Below are 16,490 nucleotides of genomic sequence, written 5' to 3' on the forward strand. Positions count from 1 at the left end.
TACAAATTATAATTATTCTCAGCAACACGACTTCCTCCTGCCCTGTACGCTAAATCCCGCCCGCTAGCCTTCGTCTATTTGGCACCTCAGTGCGCGCCGCTTTTGCGCTGCGCGTAGCCTTCACTCCTGGCTGGAAGTCTGCATGCGACGTTTACCCCACCCCCGCCGTCGGCTACTGCTCAGTGCCTTGGCCCTGCTGAGCCTGGGCAGTTTGCTGGCCTGGAAGACCCTGCCCTTTGGCGCGCAGCCGATCAGCACGGTCGCCGTCACCCGTGCCGATATCGAAAGCAGCGTGACCGCCCTGGGCACCCTGCAGCCGCGGCGCTACGTCGACGTAGGCGCACAGGCTTCCGGGCAGATCCACAAGCTGCACGTTGAAGCCGGTGACCAGGTACGCAAAGGCCAACTGCTGGTCGAGATCGACCCGTCCACCCAGCAAGCCAGGCTCGATGCCGGGCGTTACTCGATCGACAACCTCAAGGCGCAACTGGCCGAGCAACGTGCACAGTTTCAACTGGCCCAACAGCAGCTCAAGCGCCAGCGTGACCTGGCTGCCGCCGGTGCGACCCGTGACGAAGACGTGCAGACGGCCCATGCCCAGCTCAAGGTAACTCAGGCCCGCATCGACATGTTCCAGGCGCAGATTCGACAGGCCCAGGCTAACCTGCGCAGTGACGAGGCAGAACTGGGCTACACGCGTATCTATGCGCCCATGGACGGCACCGTGGTCGCGGTCGATGCCCGAGAAGGCCAGACCCTCAACGCCCAACAGCAGACCCCTCTGATCCTGCGCATCGCCAGGCTTTCGCCCATGACCGTCTGGGCCCAGGTGTCGGAAGCCGACATCGGCAAGGTCAAGCCCGGCATGACCGCTTACTTCACCACCTTGGCCGGCGGCAAGCGCCGCTGGACCAGCACGGTTCGGCAGATTCTACCGATCCCGCCCAAACCGCTGGACCAGAGCAGCCAGGGCGGCGGCAGCCCGACCAGCGCCACCAATGGCACCACCGGCAGCCAGGTGGTGCAGTACACCGTGCTGCTGGATGTCGACAACCCGGACGGCGCCCTGATGGCTGAGATGACCACGCAGGTGTTCTTTGTCGCCGGCCAGGCCAGCCAAGTGCTGACCGTGCCGCTTGCCGCACTGGACGACAACAATGGCTTGCGCCTCGCCCGGGTACTCAACAGCAAAGGCGAAGTGGAACAGCGCCAGGTCCAGACCGGCCTGAGCGACCGGCTGCGGGTGCAGGTACTTGACGGCCTCAGCGAAGGCGAGCGCCTGGTGATCGGCGCCCCCAGCGTCAGCGGAGGTTGAATGACTACGCCCCTGATCGAACTGATGGACATCCGTAAATCCTACGGCGGCGTCGACACACCCAAGGTCGACATCCTCCAAGGCATCAGCCTGAGCATCCACCCCGGCGAGTTCGTCGCCATTGTCGGCGCATCCGGCTCCGGCAAATCGACGCTGATGAACATCCTCGGCTGCCTCGACCGGCCAACCGCTGGCAGCTACCACTTTGCGGGCAAGGACGTGGCCGAGCTGGACAGCGACGAACTGGCCTGGTTACGCCGTGAAGCCTTTGGCTTCGTCTTCCAGGGCTACCACCTGATCCCCTCGGGCTCGGCCCAGGAGAACGTCGAGATGCCGGCCATCTATGCCGGTATCGCCGCCAGCGAGCGGCACGCGCGCGCCACCGCCCTGCTCACCCGCCTGGGCCTGGCCAGCCGCACGGGCAACCGCCCGCACCAGTTGTCCGGCGGCCAGCAACAGCGCGTATCGATTGCCCGGGCACTGATGAACGGTGGCCACATCATCCTCGCCGACGAACCTACCGGCGCGCTCGACAGCCACAGCGGCACCGAGGTCATGGCGCTGCTCGACGAACTGGCCAGCCAGGGCCATGTAATCATCCTGATCACCCACGACCGCGAAGTAGCAGCGCGGGCGCAGCGGGTCATTGAAATTCGCGATGGCCTGATCATCAGTGATTCGGCCGCCGAGCAGCCACCGCCCCCCACACGCCAAGGGCTGCAGGCCGACGACCTGCGCCAGCGCCTGGGCCGCGGTGCCACCCTGCGCGGGGCCTGGAAAGGTGAACTGATCGAAGCCCTGCAGGCCGCCTGGCGGGTGATGTGGGTCAACCGTTTTCGCACCGCCCTGACCCTGCTCGGCATCATCATCGGGGTAGCCTCGGTGGTGGTCATGCTCGCCGTCGGCGAAGGCAGCAAGCGCCAGGTCATGGCGCAAATGGCGGCGTTTGGCTCGAGCGTGCTCTACCTCAATGGCAAGCCGGCATCCCTGGGTGAGCAGGCCGGCACCATCACCCTCGACGACGTCGCGGCCATCGGCGAGCTGCCTCAGGTCAAGCACGTCATGCCGGTGATCGGCGACAAACTGATGGTGCGCCACGGCAACAACAGCCAACAGTTCTATGTCGGCGGCAACAACATCTGGTTCCCGGAGATCTTCAACTGGCCGGCGGTCGAGGGCACCTTCTACACCGAGGCCGACGAAGCCAGTGCCGCGCCTGTGGCGGTGATCGGCCAGAAGGTGCGGGAAAAGATGCTCGACCCTGCGCGCGACCCGCTGGGGCAGTACATCCTGATCGGCAATGTGCCCTTCCAGGTCGTCGGCATTCTCGCCGGTAAAGGCGCCAGCTCCGGCGACCAGGACAGCGACGGGCGAATCGCGGTGCCTTACTCAGCCGCGGCTATCCGCCTGTTCGGCCAGCGCGACCCAAACTACATCGCCGTCGCCGCGCACGACTCCTCCCAGGTCAACGAAGCGGAAGTGGCCATCGATCACCTGCTGCGCCAGCGTCATCAGGGCCGTCAGGATTTCGAGCTGACCAACGACGCGGCACTGATCCAGGCCGAGGCACGCACGCAGAACAGCCTGTCGCTGATGCTGGGCGCGATCGCGGCAATTTCGTTGTTGGTGGGCGGCATCGGGGTGATGAACATCATGCTCATGACCGTGCGCGAGCGTACGCGTGAAATTGGCATTCGCATGGCCACGGGCGCGCGCCAGCGCGACATCCTGCGGCAGTTTCTCAGCGAGGCCGTGATGCTGTCGATGGTTGGCGGCGTGGCCGGCATCGTCCTGGCCCTGGCCATCGGCGGCAGCCTGATGCTGGCCGAGGTTGCCGTAGCCTTCGCCCTGCCGGCCATATTCGGCGCGTTCGCCTGCGCTGTCGTCACCGGCATCGTGTTCGGCTTCATGCCGGCCCGCAAAGCCGCCCGACTCGACCCGGTCAAAGCCCTTACCAGCGAATAATCCATGACCTTGCCAAGCCGTATCAGCCTGTTGACCTTGTGCCTGAGCCTCGCCGCCTGCAGCACGCCGCCCACGCCTGACAGTGGGATTGCCGCGCCGCACGCCTGGCAGGGTGAGGCCGCGCCGCCCTCCACCCAGCTGCCGCAAGCACAGTGGTGGCGAGCGTTTGCCAGCAGCGAGCTGGACCGCCTGGTCGAGCGCGCCCGGCTCAACGCCTATGACCTCGCGGCCGCCACGGCGCGTGTGCGCCAGGCCCAGGCCCAGGCGGTCATCGCTGGCGCGCCATTGCTGCCCGAACTGAACCTGGGTCTGGATGGCAGCCGCCAGCGGCTGTTGAAGGGTGAAGGCAACGACCAACTGGACGTCAGCAGCAGCGAACGCACCAGCACCTCGTTCGACCTGAAACTCAGCGCCAGTTACGAGATTGATTTCTGGGGTGGCCTGCGCGCAGCACGGGCCAGCGCCTTGCGCAGCCTTGATGCCAGCCGCTTCGACCGGCAGACAGTCGAGCTGACCTTGGTCAGCGCCGTTGCCGACAGCTACCTGCAAGGCCTGGCCCTGGAAGCGCAACTTAACATCGCCCGGCTCAACCTGCGCAATGCCCGTGACGTGCTGGGCCTGGTCGAAGCCCGCCAGCGCATCGGCTCGGCCACACGCCTGGAACTGGCCCAGCAGCGCAGCCTGGTGGCCGCCCAGGAACGGCAAGTGCCGTTACTCGAGCAGCAGTGGCAAGACAGCCGGGTCACCTTGGCGACGCTGCTCGGCGACCCGGTCCAGGCCCTGCCGCCCAGCCGTGAAGCATTCGATGCGCTGCAGTGGCCGTCCATTGGCAGCGGCGTCCCCAGCGAACTGCTGGCCCGTCGCCCCGACATCGCCGCCGCCGAAGCACGGCTGGCGGCGGCCAGCGCCAACGTGCAGGTGGCCAGGGCGGCGATGCTGCCCAAGCTGACACTGGGGGCCAACCTGGGCAGTGGCGCCAATACCTTTGCTCATGTGCTCGACAGCTCTTTTTATACCCTCAGCGCCGGGCTGGTCGCGCCGATCTTCAATAACGGCCGGCTGCGCGCTTCTCGCGATCTGGCCGAGGCCCAGCAAGCTGAATTGCTGGAGACTTACCGGGGCAGCATCCTGGCCGGTTTCGCCGATGTCGAGAAAGCGCTCAATGCCATTCACGGCGTCGACCGCCAGCGCCGGTGGCAGGACGAGGAGGTACAGGAGGCGCGCCTGGCTTTCGAGCTGGCCCAACAGCGCTATGGCGCGGGCGCCGAGACCCTGCTCAGCGTGCTTGAAACCCAGCGCACCCTGTACCTGGCCCAGGATCAGCAGGCGCAGCTACGCTTGGCACGGCTGCAAGGGAGTGTGGCGCTGTACAAGGCGTTGGGGGGTGGGTGGAAGGTTGAGCGGTAGTGTAGGGCGATGGATTTGCTGCGGGTTTAAGATCGAGCGCCGCCCGCGCGGCGCTTCGCAGCACAAGGCTGCTCCTACATCTGTTTCGGGCCAATTAGTCCTGGGCTATTGGCGCTCGGCCCTTGGGCGGCGCTCGATCTAAAACCCACCGAAAATCCCTCGCCCTACACCCCAGGCCCCACCATCACGATCAAAGCGACCGCTGCGCCACCTTCAGATTGCGCGCATACCAAGGCCGCTGGGGCACCTTCGGCCGTAACTTGCCGAACAGGTCTTCATCGCTGTAGATGATGCGCAAAGCCAGCTTCATCGTCTCTGGGTCCATCTCGACGCTGCGCCCCGGCCGCAAGCCCGGCACCGTCGAGCACCCATGGGTGTCAGGCCCTAGCCAAGGGTCCGCCACTTCGACCCAGCGCCCCGGCGCAAACCAAGGCACGCCATTGATTTCCAGGCGCCGCACTTCGCCAGGGTGAACCCGCTCATGGGCGCGGAACCAGTCCTCGATGCGGTCATCGATCCAGCCATGAAAGTGCCAGAACACCGGGTTCACATGGGATGAAAACGGGTCACCCAGAAAGTCGTTTTCGGCCGCAAACCAACGCGCTGCAAAGTCGTCAGGCGTGCGCGCCGTCGGCACTGGCATGCCGTTGGCCGGGTCACGCGGCACCGAGGCCCAGCGCATGTGCAGCCAGTCATGCAGGCCCAGCTCCACCTCTGAACCGAATTGGCCCAGGGTCAGTGTGCTCAGGTAGTCCGGGTCGCTGTAACGCGACTCCCATACCTGGAAATTGCCATAGTAGGTATCCGGGTTCTTGATGTCGCGTACCCACTGGGTGTAATCCGCATCACCACTCGCCAACCAAGTGGGCGGCAAGGCGTTGCCGTCATGGTTGTCCCAATAGCGTGCGAACCCGGCACGGTCGCGCTCGAGCTCCGGCTGAGGCTGCGGAAACCGCGTCCATGAAGGCAGGTCCTGCAAGGCCCGGGCACTGCCAAGCATGTGCCGGTGCATGAAAAAGAAATCCTCACCCGAGCCGTTGCGGTCCTTGTGCCGGCCGCGCGCGTCACGCTCCCGATCACGCGGCCCCGGCTGCCAGCCCAGGCCGCGCAGAGCGGCTTGCTTGTCTTTATCCAGCTTGTGCCATTTGTCACGCGAGGCATGCCACAACTGGTGGAACAGTCGGTGCTCCGGAGTGATCAGCCAGGCCAGCAGTTGCGGGCTTAACGGCGTGCGCTCGCGCGCCTCGGGGAAGGTGTGTTTCAGTGCCAGAAAGTGGTTGTCTTGCACCGGCAACGACAACGCTCGGTCCAGTGGCGCAATGCGCCCGTTGAGGGTTGCAGGCCCGGCATTGCCGAAGCGGCCCCAGACCTCGTCGATGACGATATGGCATTCGTAGCGGGCTTGCGTTTCACCTGGCTGGCTCGACAACAAGCGCCAGCGCAAGGTGCCCGGTTTGTCTGCCAGCAGGTCGCCCACCACGCGGTAGCGCGGCTGTTCATCGCTGCGTAGGCGCTCGGGGGTGTCCAGGTAGCCGCGCAACGCCCGCCCACTGGGCGCAACATCCAGGAACAACTCCAGCTCGCCTTCAGGCAACCCTTGCAGGCCTGAGTCCTTGCCATGCAAGGTCCAGCGCCAGATCCCGCGCAAGGTGTCACCCAACTGCTGCAGGTGCGTATCAGCCAGTTCGACGACCGCCTCGCCGGGGGTTTCCGGAAACGCCTCGGCGGCTCGCTGGCGCTGTACATACAACGCACCGGGCACCACCACGCCCGTCAATGCCACACCGGCGATGAACCCGCGTCGAGAAATCGTCATTGCAACTACCTGTGCATTCATTGCGGCCGTGGAGCACAGCCCGTCCAAGGCTAGAACGTTGTCCACACCGCGAAATTTACCGCCGCCGACGCAGGGGCGCCGCCACGGCTGGCTAAATTTCCGCAGGGTGGGCTCGTTCACTCCAGGTAGCGGCGGCCTCTGTGCCCATCCCTCGACGGTGAACCTACTGAGACCAAGATGACGACTCCACGCTGGAAAAAAGCCCTGTTCATCAGCCTGGCCGCGGCCGTGACCGCAGGTGCCGGCTTTGCCGCCTGGCACTATTTCACTACACCGGCCGGCTACTCCAGAGAGGTGGTGCGCCAGGCCAACGACCTGCAGGAACGCATCATCTCGTTCGACAGCCATGTCACCCTGCCGCTGACTTTCGGCACTGAGGGCAGCGAGGCCGACAAGGATGGCAATGGCCGCTTCGACCTGGCCAAGGCCGCCCGCGGGCGGCTGTCTGGCGCCGCGCTGACGATCTTCGCCTGGCCCGAATCGTGGACCGGCGACGATGGCCCGCACCGGCCGACCGCAGGCTTCGTCGAAGCCGCCCGCCACACCCAGGACGTGCGCTACAACGCCATCGACGCCATGGTCCGCGACTTCCCCGAACAGGTCGGTATCGCCTACACACCGCAAGACATGCGACGCCTGCACGGCGAAGGCAAGTTCGCGGTGTTCCTCAGCATGCTCAATGCCTATGCCCTGGGCGACGATATCGACCAGCTCGACCGCTGGGCCGCCCGTGGCGTGCGCATGTTCGGCTTCAGCTACGTGGGTAACAACAGCTGGGCCGACTCTTCGCGCCCGTTGCCGTTCTTCAATGACACCGCCGATGCTTTGGACGGCCTTTCGCCGGTTGGCAAACGCGCCGTACAGCGGCTTAACGACCTGGGGGTGATCATCGATGTGTCGCAGATGTCGAGCAAGGCACTGGCCCAGGCGGTCAGCCTCAGCCGCGCACCCGTGGTGGCGTCGCACTCTGCGCCACGCGCCATGGTCGACATTGCCCGCAACCTGTCCGACAAGGAAATGCAACTGATCAAGGACAGCGGCGGCGTGATTCAACTGGTGGCCTTCTCCACCTACCTAAAGCCACTGAGCGCGAAAACCCAGGACAAACTCAACGCTCTGCGCGCCCGCTACGACTTGCCGCCGCTGGCCAACCTCAACTACGCGCTGATGCCGGGTGACCCGGTCATCGCCGGTTGGCCGGAGCAGAAGGTGGGCCAGTACGCCAACGCGTTGTACGGCATCCTCGACGAAGAGCCACCGGCCACGCTCAAGGACTTCGGCGACGCCATCGACTACACGGTGCGCAAGGTCGGTATCGACCATGTGGGGCTGAGCTCGGACTTCAATGAGGGCGGCGGCATTGACGGCTGGCACGACGCAAGCGAAGCGCGCAACGTCACCGCCGAACTGATCACCCGAGGGTACTCCGAGGCCGATATCGCCAAGCTCTGGGGCGGCAACTTCCTGCGGGTGTGGGAGCAGGTCCAGCACGCCGCGCAACCCGCCACCACTTCGTCCCGATAACCCTGCGAGCGCCTTCATGAACGACCGCCGTACCTTCCTCAAACAGGCAGGCCTGCTGGCCGCCGCCCTGCCCTTGGCCAGCCAGTTGCTGCCGGGCGCTCAGGCAGCGCCATTGCCAGCCGCTGGCAGCGACGCCTGGGCCGCCTTTCGCGGCCTGTTCGACCTGGACCCCGCCTACGCGCACTTCGCCAACTTTCTGATCACGTCACACCCAAAGCCGGTACGCGAGGCCATCGAGGCCCTGCGTGCGAGCTTCGACCGCCACCCGGCGCGCAGGGTTGACTGGGACAGCCAGGCGGAGTGGAAGCACGAGGCCGCAGTGCGAGAATGGGCCGGTCGCTACCTCGAGGTAAACCCACGACAGATCGCCCTGACCGGCAGCACCACGGAAGGCCTGGGCCTGATCTATGGCGGCCTGAAGCTTGCACCTGGGCAGGAAATTCTCACCACCGTGCACGAACATTCGGCGGCGCGCCAGACGATGAGTTTCCGCACTGCCCGCGATGGCACGCCGGTACGCCGCTTGCGCCTGTTCGAGACCCCGTCACAGGTCAGCACCGACCAGGTACTCGGCACCCTGGCTGCGGCCATCAGCGCCAAGACCCGGGTACTGGGCATGACCTGGGTCCATTCCGGCAGTGGTGTGAAGCTGCCGGTGGGCGAGATTGGCGCACTGGTGCGCGAGGTCAATCGCCAGCGCGACGAGAAGGACCACATTATTTACGTGATCGACGGTGTGCATGGCTTTGGCGTCGAGGACATGCGCTTTGCCAACCTGAACTGCGACTACTTCATCGCCGGCACCCACAAGTGGATGTTCGGACCACGTGGCACCGGGATCATCTGCGCGGCCTCCATCGAGCTCAAGCAGCTGAACCCGACCATTGCGACGTTTTCCGAGAATGAAGACTTCGCCACCATCATGACTCCAGGCGGCTACCACGCCTTTGAGCACCGCTGGGCGCTGGGCAAGGCCTTTGAACTGCACCTGCAGCAGGGCAAGGCGAATATCCAGGCGCGTATTCATGGGCTCAATGACTACCTCAAGCAGCGTCTTGAGGCGGTTGAAGCGGTCGAACTGGTGACGCCGCGCAGTGCCCAGTACTCGGCTGGATTTACCTTTTTCAGGGTCAAGGGCCAGGATGCGGATGACGTGGCCGGGTATCTCAACAGCCAGCGCATTGTCGTCGACGCCGTGTCGCGTGATGCTGGGCCGGTGGTGCGTACCGCGCCTGGGCTGCTGAACACCGAGGCCGAGATCGACCGCTTGGTCGATGTGCTAGGGCGGCGGGTGAGTTGATCTTGAAGAATGCGGGGGCGCGAAGCGGCCCCAGCGATTCCAACCTTAACTCACCCCCCAACCTTCTTCAGCCAGCCCCTCACATCCTGATAAATCTCCCCCACCTGCCCCACGATCCCGGACATGCGCAAGAAGTCATGGGTCAGCCCCTCGACCCGTGCAAACGTCACCTCGGTTCCCCCCGCCACCAGCCAGTCTCGGTAGGCAAGCCCTTCGTCATGCAACGGATCGTACTCGGCCACGAACAGGTACGCCGGCGCCAACGGCTCGCGCACCGTCGACAGCAAGGGCGACACACGCCAGTCCAGACGCTGCCCCGGCTGCGGCGCGTAGTGCTGGTAGAACCACTCCAGGGTAGGCGTTTCCAGCAGGTAGCCCTCGGCATGCTCGCGGTGAGAGTCGCGCTGGCAGGAAATGTCTGTCACCGGGTAGAACAGCAACTGCGCCAGTGGCTTGAACGCCAGCGCTTCAGGCTGCTCGACAGCCGTGATGGCCAGCACAGCGGCCAGGCTGGCACCGACGCTGTCCCCGGCCACCACCACCCGGCGGTTGTCCAGGCCCAGCGCCCCAGCCTGCTCTGCCAGCCAGTTGGCGGCATCCAGCACATCGTGCAGCGCGACCGGAAACTGCTGCTCCGGCGCCAAACGGTAGTCCGGCGCCAGCACCGCGAACTCACCCATGGCTGCCAGGCGGCGGCACACCGAATCATGCGAGTCGAGGCTGCCCACCACATAACCACCACCGTGCAGGTAGAAGATCACCGGCTGCAAGGCATCGCCTGCGTCGCCCGTGCGGTACAACCGTGCTGGCAGGCTGGCGCCATCGCGCGCCGGGACCTGCAGCTCGCTCACCGCCACGCTGCCGGGCGGGCTTGGGTCGAGCACTTGCGAACTGCCCTCGAACTCCGCCCGGGCCTGGGCCACGTCCATCGCGTGCATGGGCAGGCTTCTGCCCGTCAACCGGCCAAATTCGACCAGTTCCAGAAATCCCGCCAGATCAGGGTGCAATGCCATGTCGGATCCTTGCTTGAACAATATGACTGCTGTCCCTACGGGACGTATAAGGCCCAGCGAAAATTAGCCGTAAACGACGCTAAATCGATGGCGGACACACTCGTTATCCCTGCACAACGAAATCCCGTCAGAGGCTAACCGTGGACCTTCAGAGCATCCTCAGCAAACTGTTCGCCAACGCCCATGCCGTCGGCATCGAAGGCGTGTTTCAGTTCGTCTTCGGCCACGACCGGGCCTTCTGGTCGGAAGTGCGCGACACCAGCCGCACCGGCGCAGGCCGGCACAGCACCCCGGATGTCACCATCGAAGTGGCCGAGCGCGACTTCCTCGGCATCATGGGCGGCACGGCCAACGTCGAGGAGCTGTTCGCCAGCGCACGCCTGAAGATCACCGGCAACATGGGCCTGGCCACCTTGCTGCCGCAAATCATCAACAACGCCCGCAAAGGCGCGGCACCGACCAAGGTGGCGATGAACCAGCGCTACCCAACGCCGGCACGCCTCAGCGAGCGGGTCTCGGCCGCGCTGCCGGTGCAGCGCGAGGTGCAGCGCATTGCCCGGGCAGACATGCCCCTGCAACGGTTTCAAAGCGACTACCTGGCGCAAGGCATACCGGTGGTGCTCAGCGATGCCCTGCAGGACTGGCCGCTGTTCACCATGGGCCGCGAAGCGTCACTTGAGCATTTCGCCGAGCTGCAAGGCATTACCCGGCACGGTGACTACGTCAAGAAAACCTTTTCTACCGACCGCGATTTCCGCTCGACCTCCATGGCCGATTTCATCGCCTCGCTGGACACCCCGGCCAAGCCTGGCGAAACGCCAGCCTACATGGGCAACAACATCGTCCCGGAAAAACTCCTGACCCTGATCCGCTTTCCGGACTACTTCGAGCGCCAGCGCTTCATCTCGCCACGCATCTGGATCGGCCCCAAGGGCACCCTGACGCCCCTGCACCGCGACGACACCGACAACCTGTTCGCACAGGTGTGGGGGCAGAAGTCGTTCATCCTGGCTGCGCCCCACCACCGTGCGGCGCTGGGCACCTGGTCGACCAGCCCCAAGGGTGGCCTGGACGGCTGCGATTTCAACCCCGACGCACCGGACTACCAGCGCTTCCCGGCAGCGCGTGACGTGCCGTTCCTGCGCGTGGTGCTGCAGGCCGGTGACCTCTTGTTCCTGCCTGAAGGCTGGTTCCACCAGGTACAGTCCGTGTCCACGTCGTTGTCGGTGAACTTCTGGGTGAATTCCGGGCGCGGCTGGTAGCCGCCTGTGCGGGGTTAATTTGCTGTGGCGTCGGCTCGTTCTTTGAGAAACCGCTTGCAAGAGGACTCCCGCATGGCCACCCAACCCGCCTGTCCCAGGCGCTTCAGCAAGGCTTGCGCCAGCTGGTCAAAGGCCGCTCGCCGAGCACCAGCGCCTACCGCGTGTTCGACCTGGTGCTGGCCCGGCGCATCAGCCTCAGCCCGTCACTGACACGCCTGGTCTTCAACGGCCCCGATGTTGCCCAGATGTGCACCTTGGCCCCTGACCAGCGCGTGAAGCTGTTCTTCCCGGCCCCCGATGGCTCGCTGCCGAGCCTGCCGAACGAGCTGCACTGGAAGGCCGCGCACGGCGCCCTGCCGCCGGCCCAACGCCCACCGATGCGTACCTACACCATTCGAGACTTGCGCCGGGAAGCCCTGGAGGTCGATGTCGATTTCGTGCTGCACGGCGTCAACGGGCCTGCCTCGGCCTGGGCCACCCACGCCCAGGTGGGCGACGGCCTGCAAATGGTTGCCCCTAATCTGGCCTATGCCGGCGACCCGGGCGGTTATGAATGGAAGCCGCCGCAAGGCGTACGTAAGGTCTTGCTGGTAGGCGATGAAACGGCGCTACCGGCCATCGCCGGCATTCTTGAGCAATTGGCCAACCTGCAGCCCGAGCTCGCGGTGCAAGCCTTTATCGAGGTACCTCTGGAGGCCGACTGCCTGGCACTGCGCCACAGCGCCGCCGCCCACGTGCACTGGCTGCCCCGCGAGCTGCTGCATTGCGAGCATGGCCAGGCCATGCAGCATGCCGTGCGCGAGCTGGCCGACCTGCCCAATGGCAGCGCCGCACCCCGGCTGAAACTGGAAGAGGTGGACATCGACACGCGCATCTTGTGGGAACAGGCCAGCACACGCCACAGCGCATTCCATGCCTGGGTGGCGGGCGAGTCGGCGACGGTGATGGATATCCGCCGGTACTTGATCAAGGAACGCGGATTGCCGCGAGACAGCCTGACGCTGATGGGGTATTGGCGGGCCGGGCGCACATTCGACTGATGGGGTAATGCTGGGGGCGCTGTGCGCCCCAATCGCCGGCAAGCCGGCTCCCACAGGGTTCCTCACAAGGTCTGAGCCTGCGCAGTTACTTGTGTGGGCTTGCCCGCGAAGAGGCCGGAACAAGCACCACAAGACAGTTGCTACCAAAGCTCGCGCCGAACCCGGTGGGAGCCGGCTTGCCGGCGATTGGGCCGCAAGGCGGCCCCGGTAATGATCAGACAGCTGCCCTGAGGGCTTCGGCAAACCGCTGCGCCACGTCGTCGATCTGCTCGCCACTGATGATCAACGGCGGCAGGAAGCGCACCACCGCGCCATGGCGCCCACCCAGCTCCAGGATCAGGCCGCGCTTGAGGCACTCACGCTGCACCTTCGGCGCAAGCTCACGATTGGCCAGAGGGTGACCAAGGGCATCGCGCTGGCCCTGCGGGTCGACCAGCTCCACCCCAAGCATCAGCCCACGCCCACGGACATCACCCAGTTGCGGGTAATCCCGCTGCAGGTGAAGCAAATGCTGACGCAGGCGCTGGCCCATGGCCTCGGCATGCTCGGCCAGGCGATGTTCGACCAGGTAATTAATCACCGCAGAACCTGCGGCCATGGCCATCTGGTTGCCACGGAAGGTGCCGGCATGGGCGCCCGGCTTCCAAGTGTCCAGCCAGTCGCGGTACACCACCACCGCCAGCGGCAGGCTGCCGCCGATTGCCTTGGACAAGGTCACCACGTCCGGCACGATGCCGGCATGTTCGAAGGCGAACATCCGCCCGGTACGGGCGAAGCCGCTCTGGATCTCGTCGACGATCAGCGCCACCCCGGCTTGCTCGGTGATCCGCCGCACGCCCTTGAGCCACTCGATGTCGGCCGGGATCACCCCACCCTCGCCCTGCACCACTTCAAGAATCACTGCAGCCGGCAGCGGCACACCGCTTTCAGGGTCGAGCAGCAGGTTTTCCAGGTAATGCAGGTTAGCCTTCACTCCCGCTTCGCCACCCAGGCCGAACGGGCAACGGTAGTCGTACGGGTACGGCATGAACTGCACACCGTTGCCCAGCAAGGCGCCCAGCGGCTGCTTGGGCCCGTGGCTGCCCATCAGGCTCAGCGCACCTTGGCTCATGCCATGGTAGGCACCTTGGAAGGCCAACACGGTGCTGCGCCCCGTGGCCCCGCGCACCAATTTCAACGCCGCTTCAACGGCATCGGTCCCGGTCGGGCCGCAAAACTGCACCTTGGCTTCCCGGCGCAGCGCCTCGGGCAGCACGCCGAACAGGTCCTGAACAAAGCGGTCCTTGACCGGCGTGGTCAGGTCGAGGGTGTGCAGCGGCAGTTCGTCGGCCAGTACACGCTGGATCGCCTCGATCACCACCGGGTGGTTATGGCCCAGGGCCAAGGTGCCGGCACCGGCCAGGCAGTCGATGAACTGACGGCCTTCGACATCTTCGACATGGATCCCACGGGCGCGTTTGAGCGCCAGGGGGATGCGCCGCGGGTAGCTGCGGGCGTTGGATTCCTGTTGCTGCTGGCGTTGCAGCAAGGGCGAATCGGTGAACGCGTACAGGGGTTGCGGCGAACTGGCCGGCAAGACCTGGGCAAAGCTGGAAGCGGTCGACATGGGTAGATCCTCGCAAGCAAGCGAAAGTGCCCCGCCACGCCCCTGTAAGCAGATGTGTGCGGGTAGTTGTCGCTTGGAGAACGCTTCAGCGCAAGGAGGATTTAGCGGTTGTTGTGGGATTTTTACAGCCTGGGCAGGCCTATAGACCGGCCCAGGCCAAGCAGGTCAACGCCCCGAACGCGCCGGTACCTGCAACAGCACGCGCAAGCCATCGCTACGGCTGTCGAAACGCAGGCTGCCGGCACAGCGCTGGACGATTGCCTGGACGATCGCCAAGCCCAACCCACACCCGCCACTCTGGCCGTTGCGCCAGAAACGCTCGGTCAGGTGCTGCAGGTCCGCTTCGGCAATGCCCGGCCCGTGGTCGCGTACCATGAACCCCACCTGGCCGTCAGTCATCTGCACCTCCAGCTCCACTGCGCTTTCGCCACCATGGCGCAGGGCGTTGTCCAGCAGGTTGCGCAAGGCCGCAACTGCCAGCGGCGCGGGCATGCCCAGGTAGATTTGCGTGGCCTCCTCGGGCAGGCGCAATACGATGCGCCGGTTATCGCCACCGCCGGCATCCTGCACCGCCTGGCGGGCGACCTGCTCGGCGCTGCACTGCACGCCATCCTCGAACGACAGGCTGCCTTCCACACGCGCCAGCATCAGCAGTTGCTCAAGCGTGCGGTGCATGCGGTCGGTACCTTGCTCGGCATGCTCCAGTGCCTGTTCACGCACCGCGCCGTCGGTCATCCGCGCCACCTGCAGGTGAGTCTTGATCGCCGTCAGCGGGCTGCGCAGCTCGTGGGCGGCGTCATCGGTCAGGCGCCGTTCGCGCTCGATGGTTTGGGCGATCCGCAGGAACAACTGGTTCTGCGTGTCCAACAGCGGCTGCAGCTCGCTGGGCAGGCCCGCCACCTGCAGGGGTTCGACGCTGTCAGCGCGCCTTCGACGCAAGGCATCGCGCATCCGGTTGAGCGGCTCCAGGCCCTTGCCCAAGCCGATCCACAACAGGCCGAGGCTGCCGAGCAATGCCATCAGCACCGGCGCCGAGGCGGCCAGCAGGATCGACTGGTTGAGGGCCTCACGCTCCATGTGGCGGTCGGCGGTGGTGATGCGCACATCGCCGTGGTTATAGGTGAACGTACGCCACAACGCGCCGTCGATGGTCTGGTCACGGAAACCGCTGCGCTGGTCATCCATGGCGCCATCATGCTTGTGGTTGCTGGCCAGGATCTCCCCGCGCAGCGAGCTTACCTGGCACGCCATACCATCCGGCACGCTGAACTGGTCGGCGGAAAAGTGCGCGTCCTCGCCCTTGGCCGCCAGCGGCTGCGGCAACTGGTCGATCAGCCCGGCCACCATACGTGCCGAGGCCACCAGGCGCTGGTCGAGGGAAAACATCATCTGCTGGCGCAGGTCGCGCAGCATCCACGCGGCAGCCAGTACCCAGATAATCACGAAAGCGCTGCCCAGGATCAGGCTCAGGCGTACCCGCAGGCTCATGAAGCCGCCTCTCCCGGTGCTTGCGCCGGGCCAAGCCGGTAGCCCAGGCCGCGCACGGTCTCGACGATACCGTTGCCAAGCTTGCGGCGCAGGTGGTGGATATGCACGTTGAGGGCGTTGCTTTCGACCTCGTCGCTGAAGCCGTAGACGCAGTCCTTCAACTGCTCGCTGGACAGCACCCGCCCAGGGTTCTGCAGCAATGCCTGGAGCAGCGCCTGCTCACGACGGGACAGATCGACCGGCTGCCCGGCCAGGAAGGCTTCGCAGCTGCTAGGGTCGTAACGCAGCGGCCCATGCTCGATGACATTCACCGCGCGCCCGGCCACCCGGCGCAGCAGGGTGTGCAGGCGCGCTGCCAGCTCGCGCAGGTCGAACGGCTTGAGCAGGTAGTCGTCGGCACCGGCTTGCAAGCCATCGACCCGGTCGGTAACCGCATCGCGGGCGGTGAGCACTAGCACAGGCAGAGTCTCGCCCTGCTGGCGCAAGCGCCGCAACAGCTTGAGGCCATCCTCGTCGGGCAGGCCGAGGTCGAGGATCATCACATCGAACTGCGCGGCCTGGAGCATCGCCCGCGCACCTGCGGCATTGGCTACCCGGTCCACGGTCAGGCCCTGGGCGGTGAGGCCGGCGCAGATGCCACTGGCGATCAGGTCATCGTCCTCGCAGAGCAGAACGTGCATGGTGGGGGCTCCGGGGTAAGTGAGGCAGATACTGCACCACGGGTGGATTAAGT

General features: G+C 65.4%; 12 protein-coding genes. 7 read left to right on the forward strand and 5 right to left on the reverse strand.

The features are described from left to right. Window positions 1–142 precede the first annotated feature (142 nt). Genes LOY53_RS18320 through LOY53_RS18330 form a run of 3 tightly spaced genes read left to right on the forward strand, consistent with a single transcriptional unit; the run spans window position 143 to window position 4,687 of the window. Complete coding sequence (locus LOY53_RS18320) at window positions 143–1,315, forward strand: efflux RND transporter periplasmic adaptor subunit (protein ID WP_252825198.1); 1,173 nt, start codon at window positions 143–145, stop codon at window positions 1,313–1,315. Beyond that, on the forward strand, window positions 1,316–3,280 hold the full coding sequence (locus LOY53_RS18325; protein WP_258703107.1) for a MacB family efflux pump subunit: 1,965 nt from the start codon (window positions 1,316–1,318) through the stop codon (window positions 3,278–3,280). A 3-nt stretch (window positions 3,281–3,283) separates the two neighbouring features. Continuing rightward, on the forward strand, window positions 3,284–4,687 hold the full coding sequence (locus LOY53_RS18330) for an efflux transporter outer membrane subunit (RefSeq protein ID WP_258703108.1): 1,404 nt from the start codon (window positions 3,284–3,286) through the stop codon (window positions 4,685–4,687). Window positions 4,688–4,877: 190 nt separating this feature from the next. Here LOY53_RS18330 and LOY53_RS18335 read toward each other — a convergent pair whose 3' ends face one another. Next, a complete protein-coding gene (locus LOY53_RS18335; protein WP_252825201.1) occupies window positions 4,878–6,503 on the reverse strand; it encodes a PvdJ/PvdD/PvdP-like protein in 1,626 nt (541 codons plus the stop codon). A gap of 198 nt (window positions 6,504–6,701) precedes the next feature. Here LOY53_RS18335 and pvdM point away from each other — a divergent pair, with 198 nt between their 5' ends. Together pvdM and LOY53_RS18345 are read left to right on the forward strand one after the other, a co-directional pair. Beyond that, complete coding sequence (pvdM, locus tag LOY53_RS18340; RefSeq protein WP_252825203.1) at window positions 6,702–8,048, forward strand: pyoverdine-tailoring dipeptidase-like protein PvdM; 1,347 nt, start codon at window positions 6,702–6,704, stop codon at window positions 8,046–8,048. A gap of 16 nt (window positions 8,049–8,064) precedes the next feature. Beyond that, window positions 8,065–9,348, forward strand: coding sequence for an aminotransferase class V-fold PLP-dependent enzyme (locus LOY53_RS18345; protein WP_258703109.1), 1,284 nt, complete (start codon window positions 8,065–8,067; stop codon window positions 9,346–9,348). A gap of 50 nt (window positions 9,349–9,398) precedes the next feature. Here the strand turns inward: LOY53_RS18345 and LOY53_RS18350 are convergent, their stop codons facing one another. Continuing rightward, window positions 9,399–10,361, reverse strand: coding sequence for an alpha/beta hydrolase (locus LOY53_RS18350; protein ID WP_252825207.1), 963 nt, complete (start codon window positions 10,359–10,361; stop codon window positions 9,399–9,401). 140 nt (window positions 10,362–10,501) lie between these two features. Between LOY53_RS18350 and LOY53_RS18355 the strand changes: the two genes are divergently transcribed. Then, the gene (locus LOY53_RS18355; protein WP_258703110.1) at window positions 10,502–11,623 is read left to right on the forward strand and encodes a cupin-like domain-containing protein; all 1,122 of its coding nucleotides are present in this window, start codon (window positions 10,502–10,504) and stop codon (window positions 11,621–11,623) included. Between the two features lie 113 nt (window positions 11,624–11,736). Then, window positions 11,737–12,663 (forward strand): siderophore-interacting protein, encoded by a 927-nt coding sequence (locus LOY53_RS18360; protein WP_258703111.1) that lies wholly within the window; start codon window positions 11,737–11,739, stop codon window positions 12,661–12,663. 214 nt (window positions 12,664–12,877) lie between these two features. Here the strand turns inward: LOY53_RS18360 and LOY53_RS18365 are convergent, their stop codons facing one another. From LOY53_RS18365 to LOY53_RS18375, 3 genes are all read right to left on the reverse strand, one after another. Continuing rightward, window positions 12,878–14,269 carry an aspartate aminotransferase family protein gene (locus tag LOY53_RS18365; protein WP_258703112.1) on the reverse strand — a complete coding sequence of 464 codons (1,392 nt, stop codon included), beginning with the start codon at window positions 14,267–14,269 and terminating at the stop codon, window positions 12,878–12,880. Window positions 14,270–14,434: 165 nt separating this feature from the next. Further along, complete coding sequence (locus tag LOY53_RS18370; protein WP_099454853.1) at window positions 14,435–15,757, reverse strand: ATP-binding protein; 1,323 nt, start codon at window positions 15,755–15,757, stop codon at window positions 14,435–14,437. Then, window positions 15,754–16,437: a response regulator transcription factor gene (locus LOY53_RS18375; RefSeq protein ID WP_252825213.1), complete on the reverse strand. Its 684-nt coding sequence runs from the start codon at window positions 16,435–16,437 to the stop codon at window positions 15,754–15,756. Before LOY53_RS18375 ends, LOY53_RS18370 begins: the two co-directional genes overlap by 4 nt. Window positions 16,438–16,490: the final 53 nt, after the last annotated feature.

The sequence above is a fragment of the Pseudomonas sp. B21-031 genome (assembly GCF_024748985.1).
GTDB classification, from domain to species: domain Bacteria; phylum Pseudomonadota; class Gammaproteobacteria; order Pseudomonadales; family Pseudomonadaceae; genus Aquipseudomonas; species Aquipseudomonas kermanshahensis.